This window comes from Pseudomonas syringae (assembly GCF_021605415.1).
GTDB lineage: Bacteria > Pseudomonadota > Gammaproteobacteria > Pseudomonadales > Pseudomonadaceae > Aquipseudomonas > Aquipseudomonas syringae_S.
In genome coordinates this window covers 1-22,598 of the sequence record NZ_WKEQ01000003.1, presented here as the reverse complement: position 1 = coordinate 22,598, position 22,598 = coordinate 1, and the positions used below count along the sequence as shown (strand labels likewise).

The window sequence follows — 22,598 nt, the reverse complement described above, 5'->3', positions numbered from 1 at the left end:
CAATACAAAGCAGCGGCCCACTTTTCAAGAAGGTGTAGTTGCGATGAAACGTGTAGGTCTGATCGGTTGGCGCGGTATGGTCGGTTCCGTGCTCATGCAGCGGATGCTGGAAGAGCAGGATTTCGATCTTATCGAGCCGGTGTTTTTCACCACTTCCAATGTCGGTGGCCAAGGCCCGTCCGTGGGCAAGGACATTGCTCCGCTCAAGGACGCTTACAGCATTGAAGAGCTGAAGACGCTCGACGTGATTCTGACCTGCCAGGGCGGCGACTACACCAGCGAAGTGTTCCCCAAGCTGCGCGAAGCCGGCTGGCAGGGTTACTGGATCGACGCGGCATCGAGCCTGCGCATGAACGATGACGCGGTCATCATTCTCGATCCGGTGAACCGCAAGGTAATCGACCAGCAGCTGGATGCGGGCACCAAGAACTACATCGGCGGCAACTGCACCGTCAGCTTGATGCTGATGGGTCTGGGCGGTCTGTTTGAGGCCGGTCTGGTCGAGTGGATGAGCGCCATGACCTATCAGGCGGCCTCCGGTGCCGGCGCGCAGAACATGCGTGAACTGATCAAGCAGATGGGCGCGACTCACGCCGCTGTCGCCGATCAACTGGCCGATCCTGCCAGTGCGATCCTCGACATCGACCGTCGTGTGGCCGACGCCATGCGCAGCGAAGCGTACCCGACCGAAAACTTCGGCGTACCGCTGGCCGGCAGCCTGATCCCATGGATTGACAAGGAATTGCCGAACGGCCAGAGCCGCGAAGAGTGGAAGGCTCAGGCCGAGACGAACAAAATCCTCGGCCGCTTCAAGAGCCCGATTCCGGTAGACGGCATCTGCGTGCGCATCGGCGCCATGCGGTGCCACAGCCAGGCGTTGACCATCAAGCTGAACAAGGACGTGCCGATTGCCGACATCGAAGGGTTGATCAGCCAGCACAACCCTTGGGTCAAACTGGTCCCGAACAACCGCGACATCAGCATGCAGGAACTGAGCCCGACGAAAGTCACCGGCACCCTGAACGTGCCGGTGGGCCGTCTGCGCAAGCTGAACATGGGCTCGCAGTTCCTCGGCGCGTTCACCGTCGGCGACCAACTGCTGTGGGGCGCGGCCGAACCGCTGCGTCGCATGCTGCGGATCCTGCTTGAGCGTTGATCGGTTGAAGCCATGAAAGAGCCCGCGCCTTGCAAGAGGTGCGGGTTTTTTTATGCGGTTTGCCTGAGTGAATATGTTGTCTGGTCGGGCGTTATCGCTGGCAAGCCAGCTCCCACAGGTTTCGAGGGTGTATAGAGAATGTGTGTTCGACGCCGATCCCTGTGGGAGCTGGCTTGCTAGCGATGAGGCCGGTACAGGCGCCGCAGAAATTGCCTGCGTGGCACTCACCCGGTAAAGTGCCGCTCCCCCCGTTTCGCCAGAGGTAGCACCATGAGCCAGACCATTGATATTGCCGTGATCGGCGCCACCGGTACTGTCGGCGAAACCCTTGTGCAGATTCTCGAAGAGCGCGACTTTCCGATCGGCACCTTGCACCTTTTGGCCAGCAGCGAATCTGCCGGCAGCTCGGTGTTGTATCGCAATAAGAACGTGCGCGTGCGCGAAGTCGACGAGTTTGATTTCAGCAAGGTCAGACTGGTGTTTTTCGCCGCCGGCCCGGCCATCACCCTGAGCTTCGCCTCCCGTGCTCATGCCGCCGGTTGCTCGTTGATCGATTTGTCCGGTGCCTTGCCGGCGGATCAGGCGCCGCAAATCGTGCCGGAGGCCAACGCTGACCTGATCGCCAGTCTTAAAGCGCCATTTCAGGTCAGCAGCCCGAGCCCGTCGGCCACCGCGCTGGCCGTGGTCATCGCGCCATTGCTTGATCTGTTGGAACTGCAATCGGTGCATGTCACCGCCAATCTCGCCGTCTCCGCGCAGGGGCGCGAAGCCGTCAGCGAGCTGGCGCGCCAGACCACCGAGCTGCTGAACATGCGTCCGCTGGAGTCGAAATTTTTTGATCGGCAAATGGCGTTCAACATGCTGGCGCAGGTCGGCACCCCCGACGCGCAGGGCCATACGCTGCTGGAAAAACGTCTGGTGCGTGAGTTGCGTCAGGTCATAGCACAGCCTTTGTTAAAGATTTCCGCAACTTGCATTCAAGCCCCGGTGTTTTTTGGCGATAGCTTTAGCGTGACCTTGCAGTCAGCGAGCGCGGTCGACCTGGAAAAGGTCAACGCCGCCCTTGAAGCTGCACCCGGTATCGAGCTGGTGGAAGCGGGCGATTACCCGACTGTGGTCGGCGATGCGGTAGGGCAGGACGTGGTCTATGTAGGCCGTGTGCGCAACGGCGTCGACGAACCGTCGGAACTAAATCTGTGGCTGGCGTCAGATAACGTACGCAAAGGCGCGGCGCTGAACGCCGTGCAAGTGGCCGAGTTGTTGATAAAAGACCTGCTGTAAAAGATACTTGGCAACAATTTATCGACTGATTCTAGGCGAGCGCTATGCTTGGCCGATGGGCGTGAAGACGTGTGACCCGCCGGGGCGTTGGGGGGCATCAAAGAAATGATCGCGCGCGACGGCTCCCCGTCGTTGCGCGCAATGCCTTACGGCAGCGGTATTCATCACTTCTCGCTGGCCGAGGAATGTACAAACAAAGGATGAGGCTATGGTTCAAGTTCGCAAACTGGTGTTAGCAATAGCGGCCGCATCGGCGCTGTCCTCCGGTATGGCGCATGCCCTCGGGCTCGGGGAGCTGACCCTGAAGTCGACCCTGAACCAGCCGCTGATGGCGGAAATCGAGCTGCTCGATGTCAAGGATCTCACCGCCGCCGAAGTGGTGCCGAGCCTGGCCTCGCCGGAAGATTTCGCCAAGGCCGGCGTTGATCGCCAGGCGTTCCTCGACGACCTTTCTTTCAAACCGGTAATCAACGCCAACGGCAAAAGCGTGCTGCTCGTGACGTCGAGCAAACCGTTGTCCGAGCCCATGGTGAAGTTTCTTGTGCAGGTGATGTGGCCGAACGGTCGCTTGCTGCGCGATTACAGCATGCTGATCGATCCTTCGAAGTTCTCGCCGCAAACCGCCGACGCCGCTGCACAGCCCGCGCCGGGGCAAGAAGTCGCCGCGCCCGTCACCGGTGCCACTCACTCGCGCCAATACACCACGACGCCGCGCGATACCCTCTGGGAAATCGCCGCGAAGGCGCGCAATGGCGGTTCGGTTCAGCAAACCATGCTGGCCATCCAGGCCCTGAACCCGGACGCGTTTATCAACGGCAACATCAATCTTTTGAAAACCGGCCAGGTGTTGCGTCTTCCGGACGCTGTACAAAGCACCGCACTGCCGCAGCCTGCCGCCATCACTGAAGTGGCGGCGCAGAACGAAGCCTGGCGTCAGGGTCGTCGTTACGTGGCCAAACCGGGCAGCGGTCAGCAGCAACTCGATGCCACCAATCGTGGCCGCAACAACGCGGCGTCCACGCAAGAAGCCAAGGACAATCTGAGTCTGGTCTCCGCCGAAAGCGCGGGCAGTGGCAAAGGCCCGGCGGGCGATGCCAAGGCCTTGAGCAACAAATTGGCGGTGACTCAGGAAAGCCTCGACACGACCCGTCGTGACAACGAGGAGCTGAAAAGCCGCATGTCCGATCTGCAAAGTCAGCTGGACAAGCTGCAACGCCTGATCGAACTGAAAAACAATCAATTGGCGAAAATGCAGGCCGAAGGCGGCAATCCTGCGGCGGCTGGTTCGGCAGAAACACCGGCGGTTGCACCGGTGCCTGCGATCACCGCCGAACTGGCAGCCACGCCGCCCGCCACACCAGCCGAAGCCGCTCCTGCTGTGCCCGCGCCTGAAGCCGCGACCCCGGCACCGGTCGAGCCAGTGGTCGAGCCGAAGCCAGCCGCCAATGACGATAGATCTTTCAACGAACTGCTGACCAATCCAGTCCTTTTGGGTCTTGTGGGTGGCGGTGCGGTGGTTTTGCTGCTGCTGTTGCTGTTGCTGGCCCGTCGCCGCAAAGCTCAGCAGGAAGCCGAGAAACACCTGCGCATGGCCCGCGCATTGTCCGAAGAACAATCCTTCTCCGCCGAGGAAGATCTGCCGGAAAGCAGTTTCTCAGGCCTGGAAGTCCCGGCGGCGAGCGTTACGCTGTCCACGCCGACTCCTGCGCCAGCGTCGACCCCGGCCCCCGTTGCTTCGGCGCCTGTGGTTGAACCGGTTGTCCTGGCAAAGCCAATGGCCGCGCCGCTGGTTGCGCCGTCGGGCGAGTTTTCCGATGACGTCTTGGCCAAGGCTCAGTCGCACATCTCCGCCGGTCGCTTGAATCAGGCTGCCGCGTTGCTGGAGGAGGGCATCAGCCTCGAACCGCAGCGCAGCGATCTGCGTCTGAAATTGATGGAAGTCTACGGCCAGCAGGGCGACCGCGATGCGTTCGTCGCGCAGGAGCGTCAACTGGTTGCCAACGGCGACAATTTTGCCAAGGTCGAAGAGCTGAAAAGCCGCTTCCCGGCGATGGCGCTCGTGGCTGCGGGTGGTTTGGCCGCCGCCGCAGTTGCCGCCGAACTGGATGCCCAGTACGTCAAGGACTTGCTGCTGGATGAGCCCGAAGCCCCTGCCGCTGCCGATGATGATCTGGACAGCGCATTCGATTTGAGTCTGGACGATCTGGACAATGTGACGCCTGTTGAGCCGGTCGCCGCTGCCGAGCCGGAGGCCCCGGTCGAACTCGACGAATTCCCGTCGGATGATGACCTGAGCTTCGGCGCCGAGCTGCAAAAGCAGACTGAAATCCAGGAAAACCTCGACGACTTGTCGGACTTCGACCTGGATATGGATCTGGGCGCACCGGCATCGCCAGCGACGTTGGCGGAAGACGACTTCCTGCTGGATCTGGACGATGGCGTGAAGGATCTGCCGCCCGTTGACGCACCAGTCGAACAACCGACCATCGCCGACCAGCCGCAGGATGACCTGGAGTTGCCGGATGATTTCGATCTGTCCCTGGCTGACGAGATGGACGCGACCCCGGCTGAACCGGATGCATTTGCTGCCGAACTGGACAGTGTCAACGCCGAACTGGATCGCCTCTCGCAAACCATGGGAGAGCCAAGCTTCACCGCAGAAGACGCCGCGCTGGGCGGCGATCTGAACGACGAAGACTTCGACTTTCTCGCTGGCACCGACGAAGCCGCCACCAAGCTCGACCTGGCCCAGGCCTACATCGACATGGGTGACGCCGACGGCGCCCGGGACATCCTCAACGAGGTGGTCAGCGAAGGCGACGACAATCAGAAGAACGAAGCGCGGGAGATGCTTTCGCGTCTGGCTTGATTCGGTAATCGGCAAAAACAAAGCGGCAGCCATTGAGGCTGCCGTTTTTTGTTTGGGCGGGTTTCAATGGTGCCTGATCCGGCCTCATCGCTGGCAAGCCAGCTCCCACAGTGTCCGTGTCATACATGGCCGCAAAAACCTGTGGGAGCTGGCTTGCCAGCGATGGCGCCGGGCCTGCCACTACAGATCCCACTGGCGCCCACGTCTCACCGCCTTATAATGCCCGCCTTTGCAAATCAGCAGGCTGTCCCACCTTGGCAAACATAGATAACCCGGCCGCCGAACTGGCACCGGACGGCTTTTACCGCATCGCATTGGGCGTGGAATATAAAGGCTCGCGCTACAGCGGCTGGCAACGTCAGTCCACTGGCGTGGCCACGGTGCAGGAATTCCTTGAGAAGGCCCTGTCGAAAGTCGCCGATTCGCCGGTGTCGCTGCAATGTGCCGGGCGCACCGACGCCGGCGTGCATGCGTGCGGACAAGTCGTGCATTTCGATACCCAGGTCAACCGCTCGCTGAAAGCCTGGGTCATGGGGGCCAACATCAATTTGCCCCACGACATTAGCGTCAGTTGGGCGAAGGTCATGCCCGCGCACTTTCACGCGCGGTTCAAGGCCATCGCCCGACGTTATCGCTACGTGATCTACAACGATCAGATCCGCCCGGCGCACCTCAACGAAGAAATCACCTGGAATCACCGCCCGCTGGACGTCGAGCGCATGGCCGAGGCGGCGCAGCATTTGGTCGGCACCCACGATTTCAGCGCGTTCCGGGCCGGGCAGTGCCAGGCCAAGTCGCCGATCAAAAAGATGCACCACGTGCGAGTGACGAGGCACGGCAAGATGATCGTTATCGATATCCGCGCCAACGCGTTTTTGCACCACATGGTGCGCAACATCGCCGGCGTGCTGATGACCATTGGTGCCGGCGAGCGCGAGCCTGTCTGGATGAAAGAGGTGCTGGAAAGCCGTGAGCGGCGCTCGGGCGGGGTGACGGCCCATCCGTTCGGCTTGTATCTGGTGCAGGTCGAGTATCACGACGAATTCCCGCTGCCCGAACGATTCATCGGGCCGCATTTCCTGACAGGTTTCTCGGAACTCGACGGCTGACGCCTTCGAATGCTTTTGTTACCATCCGGGACTTCTCGGATTTTCCCTCGGGGTTTTATCGACATGTCAGCCGTTCGCTGCAAGATTTGCGGGATTACCCGCATAGAAGATGCGTTGGCAGCGGTTGAGGCCGGGGCCGACGCCATCGGGCTGGTGTTTTATGGCAAGAGTCCTCGTAACGTCACAGTGCAGCAGGCGCGGGCGATTATTCAGGCGCTGCCGCCATTCGTCACCACGGTGGGCCTATTCGTTAATGCCAGCCGCTGCGAGCTCGGGGAAATCCTCGATGCCGTGCCGCTGGATCTGTTGCAATTTCACGGCGACGAAACCGCCGAACAGTGCGAAGGCTGGCACCGCCCATACATCAAGGCCTTGCGGGTAAAGGCCGGAGATGACATTGCGGCGGCGTGCGATGCCTATCCTGGTGCCAGCGGCGTGCTGCTCGACACCTACGTTGAAGGCGTTCCCGGCGGAACCGGCGAGGCATTCGACTGGTCATTGATTCCGCCCGTGTTGAGCAAGCCATTGATATTGGCGGGTGGTCTCAACCCGCAGAACGTCGCGGACGCAGTAGCTCGGGTGAAACCGTATGCGGTCGACGTCAGCGGCGGGGTAGAAGCGGGCAAAGGCATCAAGGATCACGCGAAGATCAAGGCGTTCATCAACGCCGTGCGCGGCAATACATCGTCGATGTGACGGCTGGCAGACTGCCGCCGTCCATGAATGCACCTGTATAAACAGGCGAGGCTGAGGATCGAGGGGTTTCACGCAGGTCAGTTGCGCACTGACCGTGGCCATCCACCGATCATCGCCACACCCATGAATTTAGCTGAAGGGCATACGCGGGGCCGCGAACCAGAGCGTTCGGGCCGCCGGTACTGGAGAAAGAAAGCATGAGCAACTGGTTAGTAGACAAACTGATCCCTTCGATCATGCGATCGGAAGTCAAGAAGAGCTCGGTGCCTGAAGGTCTGTGGCACAAGTGCCCGTCCTGCGAGGCTGTGCTGTATCGTCCGGAGCTTGAAAAGACCCTGGACGTTTGCCCCAAGTGCAACCACCACATGCGCATAGGCGCCCGCGCCCGTATCGACATTTTCCTGGATGCCGAAGGCCGCAACGAACTGGGGGCGGATCTGGAGCCCGTTGACCGTCTGAAATTCCGCGACGGCAAGAAGTACAAGGATCGCCTGACCGCTGCACAAAAACAGACCGGCGAAAAAGACGCGCTGGTTTCCGTGAGCGGTACGTTGCTCGGCATGCCGGTGGTGGTTTCGGCGTTCGAGTTCGCGTTTATGGGCGGCTCGATGGGTGCCATCGTCGGCGAGCGTTTCGTGCGCGCCGCCAACTACGCGCTGGAAAACCGTTGCCCGATGATCTGCTTCGCCGCCTCCGGTGGTGCGCGCATGCAGGAAGCCCTGATCTCGCTGATGCAAATGGCCAAAACCTCGGCCGTGCTGGCGCGTCTGCGTGAAGAAGGCATTCCGTTCATCTCCGTACTGACCGACCCTGTCTACGGCGGCGTTTCCGCCAGCCTGGCGATGCTTGGCGATGTGATCGTCGGCGAGCCAAAAGCGTTGATCGGCTTCGCAGGTCCTCGCGTGATCGAGCAAACCGTGCGTGAAAAATTGCCGGAAGGCTTCCAGCGCAGCGAGTTCCTGCTGGAGCACGGCGCCATCGACATGATCATCCACCGTCAGGAGCTGCGCCCACGTCTGGGTAATCTGCTGGCGCAATTGACCGGTCAGCCGACGCCTGTGTTCGTCGCCGCACCTGTCGAGCCGATCATTGTTCCACCGGTGCCTGCCAACGTATGACCGAGCGCACCCTTGGCGAATGGCTCGCCTACCTTGAGCAGTTGCATCCGTCGGCCATCGACATGGGCCTGGAGCGTTCGCAACAGGTAGCGTCCCGCATGGGACTGGGCCAGCCGGCGCCTCGGGTGATCACGGTCACCGGCACCAACGGCAAGGGTTCAACCTGCGCATTCGTGGCTTCGTTGCTGCGCGCGCAGGGCCTGAGCGTTGGCGTCTACAATTCTCCGCATCTGCTGCGTTATAACGAGCGGGTGCAGGTCAATGGCGTCGAAGCCACTGACGCGCAGCTGTGCAAAGCCTTCGCGGCAGTCGAGGCCGGGCGTGGCGACACTTCCCTGACTTATTTCGAAATGGGCACCCTGGCGGCGTTCTGGCTGTTTCAGCAGGCCGGGCTCGATGCCGTCGTGCTCGAAGTCGGTTTGGGCGGGCGTCTGGACACGGTCAACGTGGTGGATGCCGATATCGCGTTGGTCACCAGCATTGGCGTCGATCACGCCGATTATCTGGGTGACACCCGCGAATCCGTTGCCTACGAGAAGGCCGGAATTTTCCGCCAGGGCAAGCCTGCCTTGTGTGGCGATCTGAATCCTCCGCAGCCGCTGCTTGATAAAGTGCGCGAACTGGCGACGCCTTTTTTCTTGCGTGGACGTGATTTCGATCTCGCGATGACCGATCACGCGTGGCAATGGCGCGGCACGGATGCGCAGGGCCAGGTCGTGGAGTTGCGCGATCTGCCGCTGCTCGATCTGCCGATGGAAAACGCGGCGTTGGCGTTGCAGGCCTATCTGTTATTGGGTTTGCCTTGGGATGCTCAACAAATTGTTGCTGCGTTGCAGGCTACTCGCGTGGTCGGGCGCCTCGACCGGCGTTCGTTCGAATGGCAGGGCAAGCCAATCAATCTGTTGCTGGATGTTGGACACAACCCTCATGCGGCGGAGTACCTGGCGCGGCGTTTGGCGGCGCGCCCGCCGGTCGGCAAGCGTCTGGCGGTGTTCGGGTTGCTGGCCGACAAGGATCTGGATGGTGTTGTCGATGAATTGAGTGCTAGTGTCCAGCATTGGGCCGTGGCGCCGCTCGATTCTCCGCGTTCACGACCGGTGGCTGAGCTTCACGCAGCCTTGCAGGCGCGCGGTGCGCTGGTCACGGCTTATGACAGTGTCGCGGCGGCCCTGGAAGGGCAGTGTGCACAAGCCGCCAGCGACGACGAGATTCTGTTGTTCGGATCATTTTATTGTGTTGCCGAGGCCCTTGAATGGCTGGCCCGGCGCTCCACGGAGGAAGCGGCAAATGGCTTTGCTGGATAAAGCGTACAAGCAGCGCATGGTCGGCGCCCTGGTGCTGGTGGCGCTGGCGGTGATTTTTCTGCCGATGCTGTTCACTCGTCAGGATGAGCAGCGTCAGGTGACGGTCGAGGCGCCAACCGCTCCGCAGGCACCCGTCGTGCCCGAGGTTCAGATCGAGCCAGTGGCCGTGCCTGAGCCGCAAGCCTTGCCGCAAGAACCGGTGCCAAGCGATGAGGACGTCGCCGAGCAAACCCCACCGTCGACGCCGATTGCGCCGGCGGCACCTGTTCCGGCGGCACCTGCTGCCAAACCTGTGGCTCCGACACCGGCACCCGCTGTGCCAGCCAAGCCGCTCGCGGCCCCGGCGCAGCCGATTGCCGCCGCACCTGCCAAGCCTGACACGACGCAGAGTCGCGTCGATGCCAACGGTCTGTCAGTGAGCTGGTCGGTGCAAGTGGCCAGCCTGTCGAACCGCGCCAGTGCCGAAAGCTTGCAGAAAAACCTGCGCAGTCAGGGCTACAACGCCTATATCCGTTCCGCTGATGGCAAAAATCGGGTCTTTGTCGGGCCGCTGATCGAGCGCGCCGAAGCCGATCGTCTGCGTGATCTCTTGAGCCGTCAGCAGAACCTCAAGGGTTTTGTCGTGCGATTCCAGCCCGAGCGCGGGTAAAAACTATCACCTCGATATAAAAGCACTGAAAATCGCAGCTTACCGACAGCCATGCGCTCTGCTAAAATGCGCCGCCTTATCCGTCTGTAGGCTGCACTGTGCCATTTACCTGGGTTGACTGGGCGATCGTTGCAATCGTCGCCATCTCCGCTTTGATCAGTTTGAGCCGCGGCTTCGTCAAGGAAGCATTATCGCTGGTGACCTGGATCATCGCAGGAGCGGTAGCCTGGATGTTCGGTGGCTCACTGTCCGAGTACCTCACCGGATACATCGAAACCCCATCGGCTCGCGTGATCGCGGGCTGTGCCATCATGTTTGTCGCCACACTGATTGTGGGCGCAATGATCAATTATCTTATCGGCGAGTTGGTTCGCGTCACCGGGTTGTCCGGGACCGATCGATTCCTCGGCATGGCCTTCGGCGCAGCGCGTGGCGTGCTGCTGGTGGTCGTGGCGGTCGGGCTGTTGAGCCTGGGGCCGGTACAGCAGGACGGGTGGTGGAAAGAATCCCAACTCGTACCCAAGTTTTTATTGGTCGCAGACTGGTCCAAGAACCTGATTCTGGGGTGGAGCAGTCAGTGGCTTGCCAGCGGTATCAGCGTACCCGCTGAGATACCGTTCAAGGAGCAACTCTTGCCGTCGGCCAAAACGCCTCAGTGAGTGTTGTTCAGTTCAGATCCATTAAGTAGGGGTTGCGTCGCATGTGTGGCATCGTCGGTATCGTCGGTAAGTCGAACGTCAATCAGGCGCTGTATGACGCGCTAACCGTGCTCCAGCACCGCGGCCAGGACGCTGCAGGTATCGTGACCAGCCATGATGGCCGGTTGTTCTTGCGCAAGGACAATGGCTTGGTGCGTGACGTGTTTCATCAGCGTCACATGCAGCGCCTGGTCGGCCACATGGGTATCGGTCATGTCCGTTACCCGACTGCGGGCAGCTCGACTTCGGCCGAAGCCCAGCCGTTCTACGTCAACTCGCCTTACGGCATCACCTTGGCGCACAACGGCAACCTGACCAACGTTGAACAGTTGGCCAAGGAAATTTACGAATCCGATCTGCGCCACGTCAACACCAATTCCGACTCGGAAGTGCTGCTGAACGTGTTCGCTCACGAGCTGGCCCAGCGCGGCAAGCTGCAGCCGACCGAAGAAGACGTGTTTGCCGCTGTGACCGACGTGCATAACCGTTGCGTTGGTGGCTATGCAGTTGTGGCGATGATCACCGGTTACGGCATCGTCGGTTTCCGTGACCCGCACGGCATTCGCCCTATCGTGTTCGGCCAGCGTCACACCGACGAAGGCGTTGAATACATGATCGCCTCTGAAAGCGTGTCACTGGACGTGCTCGGCTTCACCCTGATTCGCGACCTGGCACCGGGCGAAGCGGTCTACATCACTGAAGACGGCAAGCTGCACACCCGTCAGTGCGCAAAAGCCCCGTCGCTGACCCCGTGCATCTTCGAACACGTCTATCTGGCGCGTCCTGACTCGATCATCGACGGCGTTTCGGTCTACAAGGCTCGCTTGCGCATGGGCGAGAAGCTCGCAGAGAAGATCCTGCGCGAGCGTCCTGAACACGACATCGACGTGGTCATCCCGATTCCGGACACCAGCCGCACTGCTGCGCTGGAGCTGGCGAACCACCTGGGCGTGAAATTCCGCGAAGGCTTCGTCAAGAATCGCTACATCGGCCGTACTTTCATCATGCCCGGCCAGGCTGCGCGCAAGAAATCGGTACGCCAGAAGCTCAACGCCATCGAACTGGAATTCCGCGGCAAGAACGTGATGCTGGTCGACGACTCCATCGTTCGCGGCACCACCTGCAAACAGATCATTCAGATGGCCCGTGAAGCCGGCGCGAAAAACGTCTACTTCTGCTCGGCAGCCCCGGCCGTTCGCTTCCCGAACGTCTACGGCATCGACATGCCGAGTGCGCACGAGCTGATCGCGCACAACCGTTCGACCCAGGACGTGGCTGACCTGATCGGCGCCGACTGGCTGATCTATCAGGATCTGCCTGACCTGATCGAAGCGGTTGGTGGCGGCAAGATCAAGATCGAGCAGTTCGACTGCGCGGTGTTCGACGGCAAGTACGTCACCGGCGACGTCGACGCGGCTTATCTGGACAAGATCGAACAGGCGCGCAACGATGCCTCCAAGGTCAAGACCCAGGCAGTCAGTGCGATCATCGATCTGTACAACAACTGAGTAAAAACCGGCCTGTAGGAGCGAGGCTTGTCCGCGAAGCTTTTGGGATTCCCGAAAACGCCTTCGCGGGCGAGCCTTGATCCTACAGGCCGGTTTGTATCCACTACCGAATAGCGCAAAAGGAGTGACAGCATGAGTCAGGAATGGGATGCCGGTCGGCTGGACAGCGACCTCGAAGGCGTAGCGTTCGATACCCTGGCCGTACGTGCCGGTCAGCACCGTACTCCGGAAGGCGAGCACGGTGATCCGATGTTCTTCACTTCCAGCTACGTGTTTCGTACCGCCGCCGACGCCGCCGCGCGTTTTGCTGGCGAAGTGCCTGGCAACGTTTATTCGCGTTACACCAACCCGACCGTGCGTGCGTTCGAAGAGCGCATTGCCGCGCTGGAAAGCGCCGAGCAGGCCGTCGCCACCGCCACCGGCATGGCCGCGATCATGGCTGTTGTCATGAGTCTGTGTAGCGCCGGCGATCACGTTTTGGTGTCGCGCAGCGTATTCGGTTCGACCATCAGCCTGTTCGAGAAGTACTTCAAGCGCTTCGGTGTCGAAGTCGATTACGTGCCGCTGGCGGATCTGTCGGGGTGGGATGCGGCAATCAAAGCCAACACCAAATTGCTATTCGTCGAATCGCCTTCGAACCCGTTGGCAGAACTGGTAGATATTACTGCGCTGTCGGACATCGCTCATGCCAAGGGCGCGATGCTGGTGGTCGACAACTGCTTCTGCACGCCTGCGCTGCAGCAGCCGCTGAAAATGGGCGCGGACATCGTGGTGCATTCGGCCACCAAGTTTATCGACGGCCAGGGTCGTTGCATGGGCGGTGTGGTTGCCGGCCGCAGTGAGCAGATGAAAGAAGTGGTCGGTTTCCTGCGCACCGCCGGTCCGACTTTGAGCCCGTTCAACGCCTGGATCTTCCTGAAAGGTCTGGAAACCCTGAACCTGCGGATGAAAGCGCACTGCGCCAATGCCCAGCAACTGGCCGAATGGCTGGAGCAGCAGGACGGTATCGAGAAGGTTCATTACGCCGGCCTCAAGAGCCACCCGCAGCACGAGCTTGCTCAGCGTCAGCAGAAAGGCTTCGGTGCGGTCGTGAGTTTTGAGGTCAAGGGCGGCAAAGAAGGGGCGTGGAGATTCATCGATGCCACGCGTTTGATTTCGATCACGGCCAACCTCGGTGACAGCAAAACCACCATCACACACCCGAGCACCACTTCGCATGGTCGTCTGGCGCCGCAGGAGCGGGAAGCGGCGGGCATTCGTGACAGCCTGATCCGCATCGCGGTCGGTCTGGAAGACGTCGCTGATCTGCAAGCCGATCTGGCGCGCGGACTGGCGGCTTTGTGATCGAGTTGTCCGCGCCGTCTGCCGGCACCCATGGCCGCGTTGCGCTGGTTACGGGGGCCGCGCGCGGCATTGGGCTCGGCATTGCAGCCTGGCTGATCAGCGAAGGCTGGCAGGTGGTGTTGACCGATCTGGATCGAGTGCGTGGGTCGAAAGTGGCGAAAGTGCTCGGCGACAACGCCTGGTTTATTGCCATGGATGTCGCTGACGAAGGACAAGTGGCCATGGGCGTGGCCGAAGTGTTGGGGCAATTCGGTCGTCTGGATGCCCTGGTGTGCAACGCGGCCGTGGCCGATCCGCACAACATCACCCTCGAAAGCCTCGATCTGGCGCATTGGAACCGTGTGCTGGCGGTAAATCTCGGTGGGCCGATGCTCTTGGCCAAGCATTGCGCGCCGTATCTGCGGGCGCACAACGGTTCGATCGTTAATCTTGCATCGACCCGTGCGGCGCAATCGGAGCCGGACTCTGAAGCTTACGCGGCGAGCAAGGGCGGCTTGCTGGCCCTGACCCACGCGCTCGCGATTAGTCTCGGGCCGGAGATTCGCGTCAACGCAGTCAGCCCTGGCTGGATCGATGCGCGGGATCCGTCCGTGCGGCGAGCTGAACCGCTGACCGATGCTGATCACGCCCAGCACCCAGCGGGCAGAGTAGGGACGGTCGAAGACGTGGCAGCGATGGTGGCGTGGCTGCTGTCGCGCAATGCTGGTTTTGTCACTGGGCAGGAATTCGTGGTCGATGGCGGCATGACCAAAAAAATGATCTACGAACAGTGAGCAGCAGCTTCAAGCTTAAAGCTGCAAGTTAAAGCATGACGGCATCAAGGGCACTTGCTTTTACTTTCCGCTTGAAGCTTGCAGCTAAAAACTGTTTTTGAAAAAAACTTCAACCCTGCTATTGACTTAGGTTCGCTACCTGCGTAAATTTCGCGGCCTCGGAGATGCAAACGGGTGATTAGCTCAGCTGGGAGAGCGTCTGCCTTACAAGCAGAATGTCGGCGGTTCGATCCCGTCATCACCCACCACTCCCCGAGAAACTTGCGAAAGCAAGAGGTAGGCTGAAATGCCTCCACCGACGCGCAGCGGTAGTTCAGTCGGTTAGAATACCGGCCTGTCACGCCGGGGGTCGCGGGTTCGAGTCCCGTCCGCTGCGCCATATTCAACGAGTCAGACACTGTCTGGTTCGTGATTGAAAAGCACCGAAGCTTTCAATCGACACGAGTTACTTGAGCGAAAGCTCAAAGCGATACGCAGCGGTAGTTCAGTCGGTTAGAATACCGGCCTGTCACGCCGGGGGTCGCGGGTTCGAGTCCCGTCCGCTGCGCCATATCTGTTTCAAGGATCACTGAACGCCTTGAAACACCGAAGCAAGCCACTGGCTTGATCGGATCCGATAGCAAATAGCCTGGTCGAAAGACCGGGCTTTTTTGTGTCTGAAATTCCTCTTCCCCCCTTATTTATCCTCCGCCGCCCTGTAGGGGCAGCCTGCGGCAGCTCCTACACAAGGCGGCGTATTACCTCGATTTCTGACTCTTTGATCAAATTTTTGTATCCAGTTGTTTTCCGAGAGCGCATAAACCTTTAAAGTTAACCTTTCGGTCAGCTTTGCACTGTCAACACGGCCCTTTGCTTCGTCCGTAAGGGCTTCTGCAAGACTCGAGATTTCCAGTAAAAACAACCAGAAGGGCGGATTTATAACCGTCCAGAGGATGATCCATGTCCAACCGTGAAATATCCCGGCGCTCGTTCCTCCAGGGCGGCGTGGTAGCGGGTGTGAGCGTTACGCTTACGCCGCTCAGCACTCAGGCGCTGGCTGCCTTGATGGAAAACAGCGTTACCGTGCCGTCCGAGCAATGGCTCGGCAGCAACGGCAAGGCGCGCCAGCGTAACGATGCCTTGTCCAAAGTCTGCGGCAGTAAAGTATTTGCCCGTGACATCCGCTCAAAGGACATGCCGGGTTGGCCCCAGCAGCAGGGCCACGCCATGCTGCTGAAAACCATCAAGGCCGACCGCATCTACGACGGTTATGACCTGTCGTGGCTCGGCGCCGACTTGCAGCCTGACCGCATCGTTACCGCCGCCGATCTGGACAAGGACGGCATCGTCTTTCCGGAAGAGCACGCGCCTGACCCGTTGCTGCCGGCAGGCAAAGTGCCGATGTTCATCGGTCATCCGGTGGCGATTCTGATCTGGAACGATTTCGAGCGTTTCCGTCAGGCCAAGAACAAACTCAAATTCAATGACAAAGCGATTCGTTACGGTGCCAAAGTGCCGTTCTACGAAGGCGACCCCTATGGCAGTTTCCGCTACGTGCGTGTCGGCGGTGCGACGTCGGCGGACGAAGACGAATTCGCCAGCCTTAAGGATTCGATCCTGTTCCCGATGCTGAAAAACCGTCGTCCGGTGTGGAATTCCCAGCCAAACCTGCACGGCAGCCTGACCGAGCGCGGCCTGTTCTACGCCGACCGCATGAAGAAACAGATCGATACGCCGCCGGACAACTGGCTGGTCTTCGACGAAAGCTACAAGACGCCGTCCATCGAACCGGCCGCCATGGAACCGGACAACGGTAACGGTTGGTACGACCCGGCAACCAAAACCCTGCATTTCGTGGTTGCTACCCAGTGCCCACTGGAGACCGCCACCGAGACCGCGAAAATGATCTCGCCATCGCGGTTCGGTCTCGCCAACCTGAACATGCACCCGGGTTACACCGTCGGATACGGATCTAAAGACCACAACATCTTCGTTTACTACGCAGCCCTCGCGGCGTTGTACGGCGCGGGTGTGCCGGTGCGTCTGGCGAACGATCGCTACGAGCAGTTCCAGAGCGGCATCAAGCGTCACCCGTTCGACATTCGCTATCAGTTGGCGGTAGACAAGACTGATCTCAGCTTCAAGATTTTCCGCGCCGAAATGAGCGTCGACGGTGGTGGCCGCATCAACTACAGCCCTTCAGTGGCAGCGGTTGGCGCCACGGCAGCGCAGTCGATCTACTACATGCAGCAGAATGACCTGCAAGTGACGGCCTACCATTCCCGCGCCGTTGAAGCGGGTTCGATGCGCGGCTACGGCACGCTGCAAAGCATGGCCTCCACTGAAATGATGGTCGATGAAATCGCCGATCGTCTGAACGTTGATGCCATCGACCTGCGCCGCAAGAACGCGCTGCGTTCGGGCATGAAAAACACTCAGGGTGCGATCCCGGCCGGTGCATTGCGTCTGCACGAGATACTCGACAAGGCCGCTGTCCACGAAGTCTGGAAAAACCGCGACGCGATCAAGAAGCAGCGCGAAGCGGCAGACCCGGATAACTGGTACGGCGTCGGTTTCGCCATTTGTCAGAAAGACTTCGGCACCGGTTCCGAAGCGCCGATGGCTAGCATCGAGTTCACCGCCGAAGGGCGCATCACTCTGCGCCACATCGGCATTGAAATCGGCACTGGCATGTCCACATCGCAAGCGCTGGTGGTGGCTGATTTCCTCGGCAGCCCGGCGCATGACGTGAAGACCGGCGAGACCGAATGGAAGGAAATGCAGCTGATCACCGGCGGTAACCCTTACATCATGAGCCAGGTTGAGCAGGACAATCTGCTGCGCAACCCGCGGTGGGTTGGCAAACTGGCCTCGGCCTCGTCGGCGACCAATTCCGCTTATTACTTCAGTCACGCCACCCGCGAAGCAGCGCGCGTGCTGTTCAACCACGGTTTGTGGCCGGCGGCGCTGGAGATCTGGCGTCAGGGGCCATTCGGCGGTCAGGCCAACCCTTACGTGGTACGTCGCGAGGATGCGCATTGGGTCGACGGCAAACTCACCGCCAACGGCATGCAGCCGCTGACGTTCGAAGAGCTGGCCAAGCGCGCCCATGAGCGCGGTTTGGTGACGGCTGCCACTGTGCACGGTTTCAACCGCTGGAGCTGGGCCGAAGCCGAATACAGCATCGACGGTGTGCGCGAGCGCCTGCCGCTCGATGGCCTGGCGGTGAAGTACGGCGACGGCGCGCCGAACGCGAAGAAAGCGCAGATGACCAGCGACGGTTTCCACTTGCTCGATCGCCAGAACATCACTTATCCGCCGACTCAGTTGAACAACGCGGCCGTGACCTACTACAGCCCGGTGGCAACGCTGGTGGAGTTGAAGGTCAACAAAGGTTCGGCGCAAGTCGAAGTGCTCAATCACCATTCGTGGGTCGAGTGCGGACGTGTGTTGGTGGAAGAACTGGTCAAGGGCCAGCTCGAGGGCGGCATCGCCATGGGCATCGGCCACGCGTTGATGGAAGAAATGCCGCTGTACGAAGGCGGGCCGGGGGAGGGCGACTGGAACTTCAACCGTTATCGCCTGCCGATGGCGCGCCACGTTGCCGTCTGGAAACAGACTGCGGAAATCCTCCCGGCGCTGTCGCCAAGCGATCCGTCCAAAGGCATCGCCGAAGTGGTGATGATCCCGGTGGTTGGCGCCATCGGTAACGCCGTGGCGCATGCCATCGGTAAACGTGTTCGCGATCTGCCAATCACTGCTGCGCGCATCAAGGAGGCCCTCAATGCCTAACCGTCCGCTTCAACTGACCCTCAACGGTCAATCCGTCGGCCCGGTGGACATCCCTGATGACCTGCCGATGATCGATTACCTGCACGAATACAAAAATCTCACCGGTTCACGCCTGGGCTGCGGCCAAGGCATTTGCCATGCGTGCGTGGTGATCGTTGATAACCCGGACGGCACCAGCGAAGAAGTACGTACCTGCATCACCGGCGCGCATTACTTCGAAGGTAAGAAAGTCCGTACGATCGAGGGCCACGCGACCCGTGACGAGCAGGGTCAGGTGACCGAGCTGAATCCGATCCAGCAACGCTTCGTCGATGAATTCGCCTTCCAGTGCAGCTACTGCGCACCGGGCTTCGTCAACGCCGCGACGGTGCTGGTGGAAAAACTGCAGCGCCAGCCGATCGTCAAAAGCAAGCTGGAGCAAGTCATCGAGGACAGCCTCGGTCATCACGTCTGCCGTTGCACCGGGTACGTGCGTTATTACAACGCCACCCGCAACGTGCTGACCGATCTCGGCCTGGTCAAGGAGGGTTAAGCATGAAGCTGCTATTTACCCGCCTCGCGCTGGCGGCCGGTCTGGCTGCACCAGTGTTTCTGGCGCAGGCTGACGATCAGGTCAAGCAGGGCGAATACCTCGCTCGCGCCGCTGACTGCATGGCTTGTCATACCGCACCGGGTGGCGCGCCGTATGCCGGCGGGCTGCCGATCGTGTCGCCGTTCGGCACGATCTACGGCACCAATATCACGCCAAGCAAAGAACACGGCATCGGCTTGTACAGCGACGACGAATTCTTCGCTGCGCTGACCGAAGGCAAGCGTCGCGACGGCGCCAATCTGTATCCGGCGATGCCGTACACCTCGTATCACTTGATGCCGCGTGCCGATTCGGATGCGATTCATGCGTACCTGAAAACCATCGAGCCCATCGAGCGTCCTGCGCCGGTCACCAGTCTGAGCTTTCCGTTCAACGTGCGTCTGGGCCTGACGGGCTGGAACATGCTGTACGGCAAAGACGTGAAGCTGGAGCCCGCCGAAGGCAAAAGCGAGGCCTGGAAGCGCGGCCAGTATATGGTCGATGTCCTCGGTCACTGCGGTGAATGTCACACCCCGCGCGGCTTGCCGGGTGCGATGCAGCAAGACAAACGCATGACCGGCGGCATCCTCAACGGCTATCTGGCCCCAAGCTTGCTCGCCACTGACCTGGCGGCACGCGGCTGGAATCATCAGGATCTGAGCACGTTCCTCAAGCACGGCATGAGCGCTCAGGGGACCATGTTCAACGAGATGTTCCCGGTGTTCCATAACAGCACTCAGGGCTTGAACGATGCAGATCTGGCGGCGATGGCTACGTTCCTGCTGGGCGACAAACCTTTAGCGGCTAAAGAACTGACCGAGGTGTCGCTAGACAAGCTCAGCCCGAGCGCCCAGCGCGGTCGTCAGGAATACGTCAACGTCTGCGCCGGTTGCCACGCGGTCGATGGCGAAGGCAAGCCGCACATCGCCGTGGCCATGCGTGGGAATACGACGTTGCGTCTGGAGGACTCACGCAACCTGTTGCGAGTGATTGAGGATGGCATCGGCGAGCAGAAATTCTCCGGCTTCGAACACATGCAGCCGATGCCCGGGTTTGCCGGCAAGCTCAGTCCTGAACAACTGACCGATCTGTTGAACTACCTGCGTCAGGGGTGGGGTGGTCAGGCGAGTGAGTTAGCGGTTGGCGACGTGCAGAAGCTGCAAGCTGATGCGCCGTCCATTGAGCATAAGGCGCACTGACATGCAGCATCTCGATCTACAAGTGGTTCGACGGGCGCTGGAGTGGTCGATGGCGAGGCAGCGCATTTGGCTCTGCACCGTGCTGGCGACTTATGGTTCGGCACCCCGCGCGCCAGGTTCGCTGTTGGCGGTCAATGACAGTGGGCAGTGGATCGGGTCGTTGTCTGGCGGCTGCGTCGAGGAAGATTTTCTCGAGCGCGTCGCCGAAGGTGCGTTTCTCGATGCGGTCGCAGTGGTGCGCTACGGCGAGGGCGACGACCCACGATCGCGGGTCAGTTTGCCCTGTGGCGGCATTCTCGATGTGTTGGTTGAGAAATTTGACGCCGACTGTGAAGTGCTCGCGCATCTGCGTGAATTGGAGTCGGCACTGTCAGGGCAGCGTCGATTGATTCGCGAGGTTGATCTTTACAGTGGTGCGCGCAGTCTGTTTGCTGATCGCGAGCAAGGTTCGCGCATTGAGCGTGAGATCGACCGGGTGCGGATTCGCGTCGGTGCCGCGCAACGCTTGTTGCTGGCGGGTTACTCCAGCGTTGCCCAAGCCTGTGCTGAGTTTGCCGTGGGCCTGGGATTCGAAGTGATTCTGTGCGATCCGCGCGATGAAGTGCTCGAAGGTGTCGTGCTCAACGGTGTGGAGGTTCGTCGGCAATTGCCTTCGGTGTTCATCGCCGACGGCGGCTGCCATCGTGACACAGCGGTGGTGGCCCTGACTCACGATCCGCGTATCGATGATCTGGCGATGATGGAAGCGGTGCGCACCGAGGCGTTTTACATCGGGGTGATGGGTTCGATGCAGACCACCGAGAAACGCTTCGAGCGCTTGCGTCGCATCGGTGGTCTGGGCGAGGTTGAACTGGCACGGATTCACGCGCCAATCGGCCTCAACCTGGGCAGCAAGACGCCAGCGGAAATCGCATTGGCGGTGTTGGCGGATATCCTGCGGATTCGCAGCGGGATTCCACGGGATCGTCTCTGAGATTGCGCAAGAACAAAAAAAATGGCCGCTCTTCAGCGGCCATTTTTTTGATCAGAAACCGAGTTTGTCACGCAGTCCGTAATACCACGCGCCCAGTGCTGCAAAGGGCGTGCGCATCAACTGCCCGCCCGGGAACGGGTAGTGCGGCAGATCGGCAAACGCATCGAAACGCTCGGCCTGGCCACGCAGCGCCTCGGCCAGCACCTTGCCGGCCAGATGCGTATAGGTCACGCCATGGCCGCTGCAACCTTGCGAATAATAGATGTTGTCGCCCAGCCGCCCGACTTGCGGTAAGCGCGACAGCGTCAGCAGGAAGTTTCCGGTCCAGGCGTAATCAATCTTGACGTTCTTGAGTTGCGGGAACGCTTTGAGCATTTTCGGGCGGATGATTGCTTCGATATTTGCCGGATCCCGCGCGCCGTACACGACGCCACCGCCGAAGATCAGGCGCTTGTCAGCCGTCAGTCGATAATAGTCGAGCAAGTAATTGCAGTCTTCGACGCAATAATCCTGAGGCAGCAGCGCTTTTGCCAACTCATCGCCCAACGGCTCTGTCGCAATGACTTGGGTGCCGCACGGCATGGATTTGGCGGCGAGTTCCGGCACCAGGTTGCCGAGGTAAGCGTTACCCGCGACGATGATGAACTTGGCCCTGACCTTGCCTTGCGGCGTATGCACGACCGGACTGGCGCCGCGCTCGATACGCACCGCCGGGGATTGTTCGTAAATGATGCCGCCGAGAGATTCCACGGCCGCCGCTTCACCGAGGGCCAGGTTGAGCGGGTGGATGTGGCCGCCACTCATGTCGAGCATGCCGCCGATGTACTGTTCGCAGGCGACCACCTCACGGATGCGACGCTGATCCAGCAGTTCCAGTTGTGTGTGGCCGAAGCGTTCCCACAAGCGCTTCTGCGACTCCAGATGACCCATCTGCTTAGCGGTGAGCGCGGCGAATACACCGCCATCCTTGAGATCGCACTGGATGTTGAACTTGGCTACGCGCTCGCGGATTATCCGGCCACCTTCAAACGCCATCTGACCGAGCAACTGCGCCTGCCTGGGGCCGACACTGCGCTCGATCACATCGATGTCGCGACTGTAACTGTTGACGATCTGCCCGCCATTGCGACCTGACGCACCGAAGCCGACCTTCGCCGCTTCCAGCACGGTCACGCGAAAACCGCTTTCGAGCAGAAACAGGGCAGAGGACAAACCCGTATAACCTGCGCCGATCACACAGACGTCTGTCTCAACATCATCCTGCAATGTCGGACGTGGCGGTACGGCATTGGCCGACGCGGCGTAATAAGACTCGGGATAAGGGGTGTTGGCCATTCTGCCGCCTCTGTTTAATATATTTTACGAGAGCGCCGATCCTACCCGAGTTGAAAATCCTTCGCCAGCCGCCGGAAATTGCCGGATGCCGAAGCAAAATTAAATATTTTGCATATTCATAGGGTTAGGTGAAAAAAAGGTGTTGACACCCCTCCGGAATTCCGTAGAATGCCGCCTCACAGCAGGCACGTAGCTCAGTTGGTTAGAGCACCACCTTGACATGGTGGGGGTCGTTGGTTCGAGT

17 protein-coding genes and 3 tRNA genes are annotated in these 22,598 nt (G+C 60.3%); 19 read left to right on the top strand and 1 reads right to left on the bottom strand.

The features are described 5' to 3' along the window. Positions 1 to 43: 43 nt before the first annotated feature. The 19 genes from asd to GIW69_RS02725 all read left to right on the top strand — a co-directional run bounded on the left by asd (position 44) and on the right by GIW69_RS02725 (position 21,019). Positions 44 to 1,156 carry an aspartate-semialdehyde dehydrogenase gene (gene asd, locus GIW69_RS02815; RefSeq protein WP_236480616.1) on the top strand — a complete coding sequence of 371 codons (1,113 nt, stop codon included), beginning with the start codon at positions 44 to 46 and terminating at the stop codon, positions 1,154 to 1,156. 270 nt (positions 1,157 to 1,426) lie between these two features. Next, positions 1,427 to 2,437: an aspartate-semialdehyde dehydrogenase gene (locus GIW69_RS02810; protein ID WP_236480615.1), complete on the top strand. Its 1,011-nt coding sequence runs from the start codon at positions 1,427 to 1,429 to the stop codon at positions 2,435 to 2,437. A gap of 208 nt (positions 2,438 to 2,645) precedes the next feature. Further along, complete coding sequence (locus GIW69_RS02805) at positions 2,646 to 5,306, top strand: FimV/HubP family polar landmark protein (RefSeq protein ID WP_236480614.1); 2,661 nt, start codon at positions 2,646 to 2,648, stop codon at positions 5,304 to 5,306. A gap of 284 nt (positions 5,307 to 5,590) precedes the next feature. Beyond that, entirely contained in the window at positions 5,591 to 6,415 is an 825-nt protein-coding gene (gene truA / locus GIW69_RS02800; RefSeq protein ID WP_236480759.1) for a tRNA pseudouridine(38-40) synthase TruA, read from the top strand. A gap of 63 nt (positions 6,416 to 6,478) precedes the next feature. Next, entirely contained in the window at positions 6,479 to 7,111 is a 633-nt protein-coding gene (locus GIW69_RS02795) for a phosphoribosylanthranilate isomerase (RefSeq protein WP_236480613.1), read from the top strand. Between the two features lie 197 nt (positions 7,112 to 7,308). Beyond that, positions 7,309 to 8,229 carry an acetyl-CoA carboxylase, carboxyltransferase subunit beta gene (gene accD / locus GIW69_RS02790; protein ID WP_236480612.1) on the top strand — a complete coding sequence of 307 codons (921 nt, stop codon included), beginning with the start codon at positions 7,309 to 7,311 and terminating at the stop codon, positions 8,227 to 8,229. Then, the gene (gene folC, locus GIW69_RS02785; protein ID WP_236480611.1) at positions 8,226 to 9,533 is read left to right on the top strand and encodes a bifunctional tetrahydrofolate synthase/dihydrofolate synthase; all 1,308 of its coding nucleotides are present in this window, start codon (positions 8,226 to 8,228) and stop codon (positions 9,531 to 9,533) included. The genes accD and folC overlap by 4 nt, the downstream gene beginning before the upstream one ends. Then, positions 9,517 to 10,182, top strand: coding sequence for an SPOR domain-containing protein (locus GIW69_RS02780; protein WP_236480610.1), 666 nt, complete (start codon positions 9,517 to 9,519; stop codon positions 10,180 to 10,182). The genes folC and GIW69_RS02780 overlap by 17 nt, the downstream gene beginning before the upstream one ends. A 98-nt stretch (positions 10,183 to 10,280) precedes the next feature. Then, entirely contained in the window at positions 10,281 to 10,841 is a 561-nt protein-coding gene (locus GIW69_RS02775; RefSeq protein ID WP_236480609.1) for a CvpA family protein, read from the top strand. Between the two features lie 41 nt (positions 10,842 to 10,882). Further along, positions 10,883 to 12,388: an amidophosphoribosyltransferase gene (purF, locus tag GIW69_RS02770; protein WP_236480608.1), complete on the top strand. Its 1,506-nt coding sequence runs from the start codon at positions 10,883 to 10,885 to the stop codon at positions 12,386 to 12,388. 132 nt (positions 12,389 to 12,520) lie between these two features. Continuing rightward, positions 12,521 to 13,732 (top strand): O-succinylhomoserine sulfhydrylase, encoded by a 1,212-nt coding sequence (locus tag GIW69_RS02765; protein ID WP_236480607.1) that lies wholly within the window; start codon positions 12,521 to 12,523, stop codon positions 13,730 to 13,732. Beyond that, positions 13,729 to 14,505 carry an SDR family oxidoreductase gene (locus tag GIW69_RS02760; RefSeq protein ID WP_236480606.1) on the top strand — a complete coding sequence of 259 codons (777 nt, stop codon included), beginning with the start codon at positions 13,729 to 13,731 and terminating at the stop codon, positions 14,503 to 14,505. Before GIW69_RS02765 ends, GIW69_RS02760 begins: the two co-directional genes overlap by 4 nt. A 172-nt stretch (positions 14,506 to 14,677) precedes the next feature. Then, a tRNA-Val gene (locus GIW69_RS02755) sits at positions 14,678 to 14,753 on the top strand. Positions 14,754 to 14,807: 54 nt separating this feature from the next. Next, positions 14,808 to 14,884, top strand: a tRNA-Asp gene (locus GIW69_RS02750). Between the two features lie 94 nt (positions 14,885 to 14,978). After that, positions 14,979 to 15,055 (top strand) — tRNA-Asp (locus GIW69_RS02745). 389 nt (positions 15,056 to 15,444) lie between these two features. Continuing rightward, positions 15,445 to 18,276, top strand: coding sequence for a xanthine dehydrogenase family protein molybdopterin-binding subunit (locus tag GIW69_RS02740; RefSeq protein WP_236480605.1), 2,832 nt, complete (start codon positions 15,445 to 15,447; stop codon positions 18,274 to 18,276). Next, on the top strand, positions 18,269 to 18,808 hold the full coding sequence (locus GIW69_RS02735) for a (2Fe-2S)-binding protein (RefSeq protein ID WP_236480604.1): 540 nt from the start codon (positions 18,269 to 18,271) through the stop codon (positions 18,806 to 18,808). The genes GIW69_RS02740 and GIW69_RS02735 overlap by 8 nt, the downstream gene beginning before the upstream one ends. A gap of 2 nt (positions 18,809 to 18,810) precedes the next feature. Further along, the gene (locus tag GIW69_RS02730; RefSeq protein ID WP_236480603.1) at positions 18,811 to 20,046 is read left to right on the top strand and encodes a cytochrome c; all 1,236 of its coding nucleotides are present in this window, start codon (positions 18,811 to 18,813) and stop codon (positions 20,044 to 20,046) included. A gap of 1 nt (position 20,047) precedes the next feature. Then, positions 20,048 to 21,019: an XdhC family protein gene (locus GIW69_RS02725; protein WP_236480602.1), complete on the top strand. Its 972-nt coding sequence runs from the start codon at positions 20,048 to 20,050 to the stop codon at positions 21,017 to 21,019. A gap of 51 nt (positions 21,020 to 21,070) precedes the next feature. Here GIW69_RS02725 and GIW69_RS02720 read toward each other — a convergent pair whose 3' ends face one another. After that, entirely contained in the window at positions 21,071 to 22,354 is a 1,284-nt protein-coding gene (locus GIW69_RS02720) for an NAD(P)/FAD-dependent oxidoreductase (protein WP_236480601.1), read from the bottom strand. Between the last annotated feature and the right edge of the window lie 244 nt (positions 22,355 to 22,598).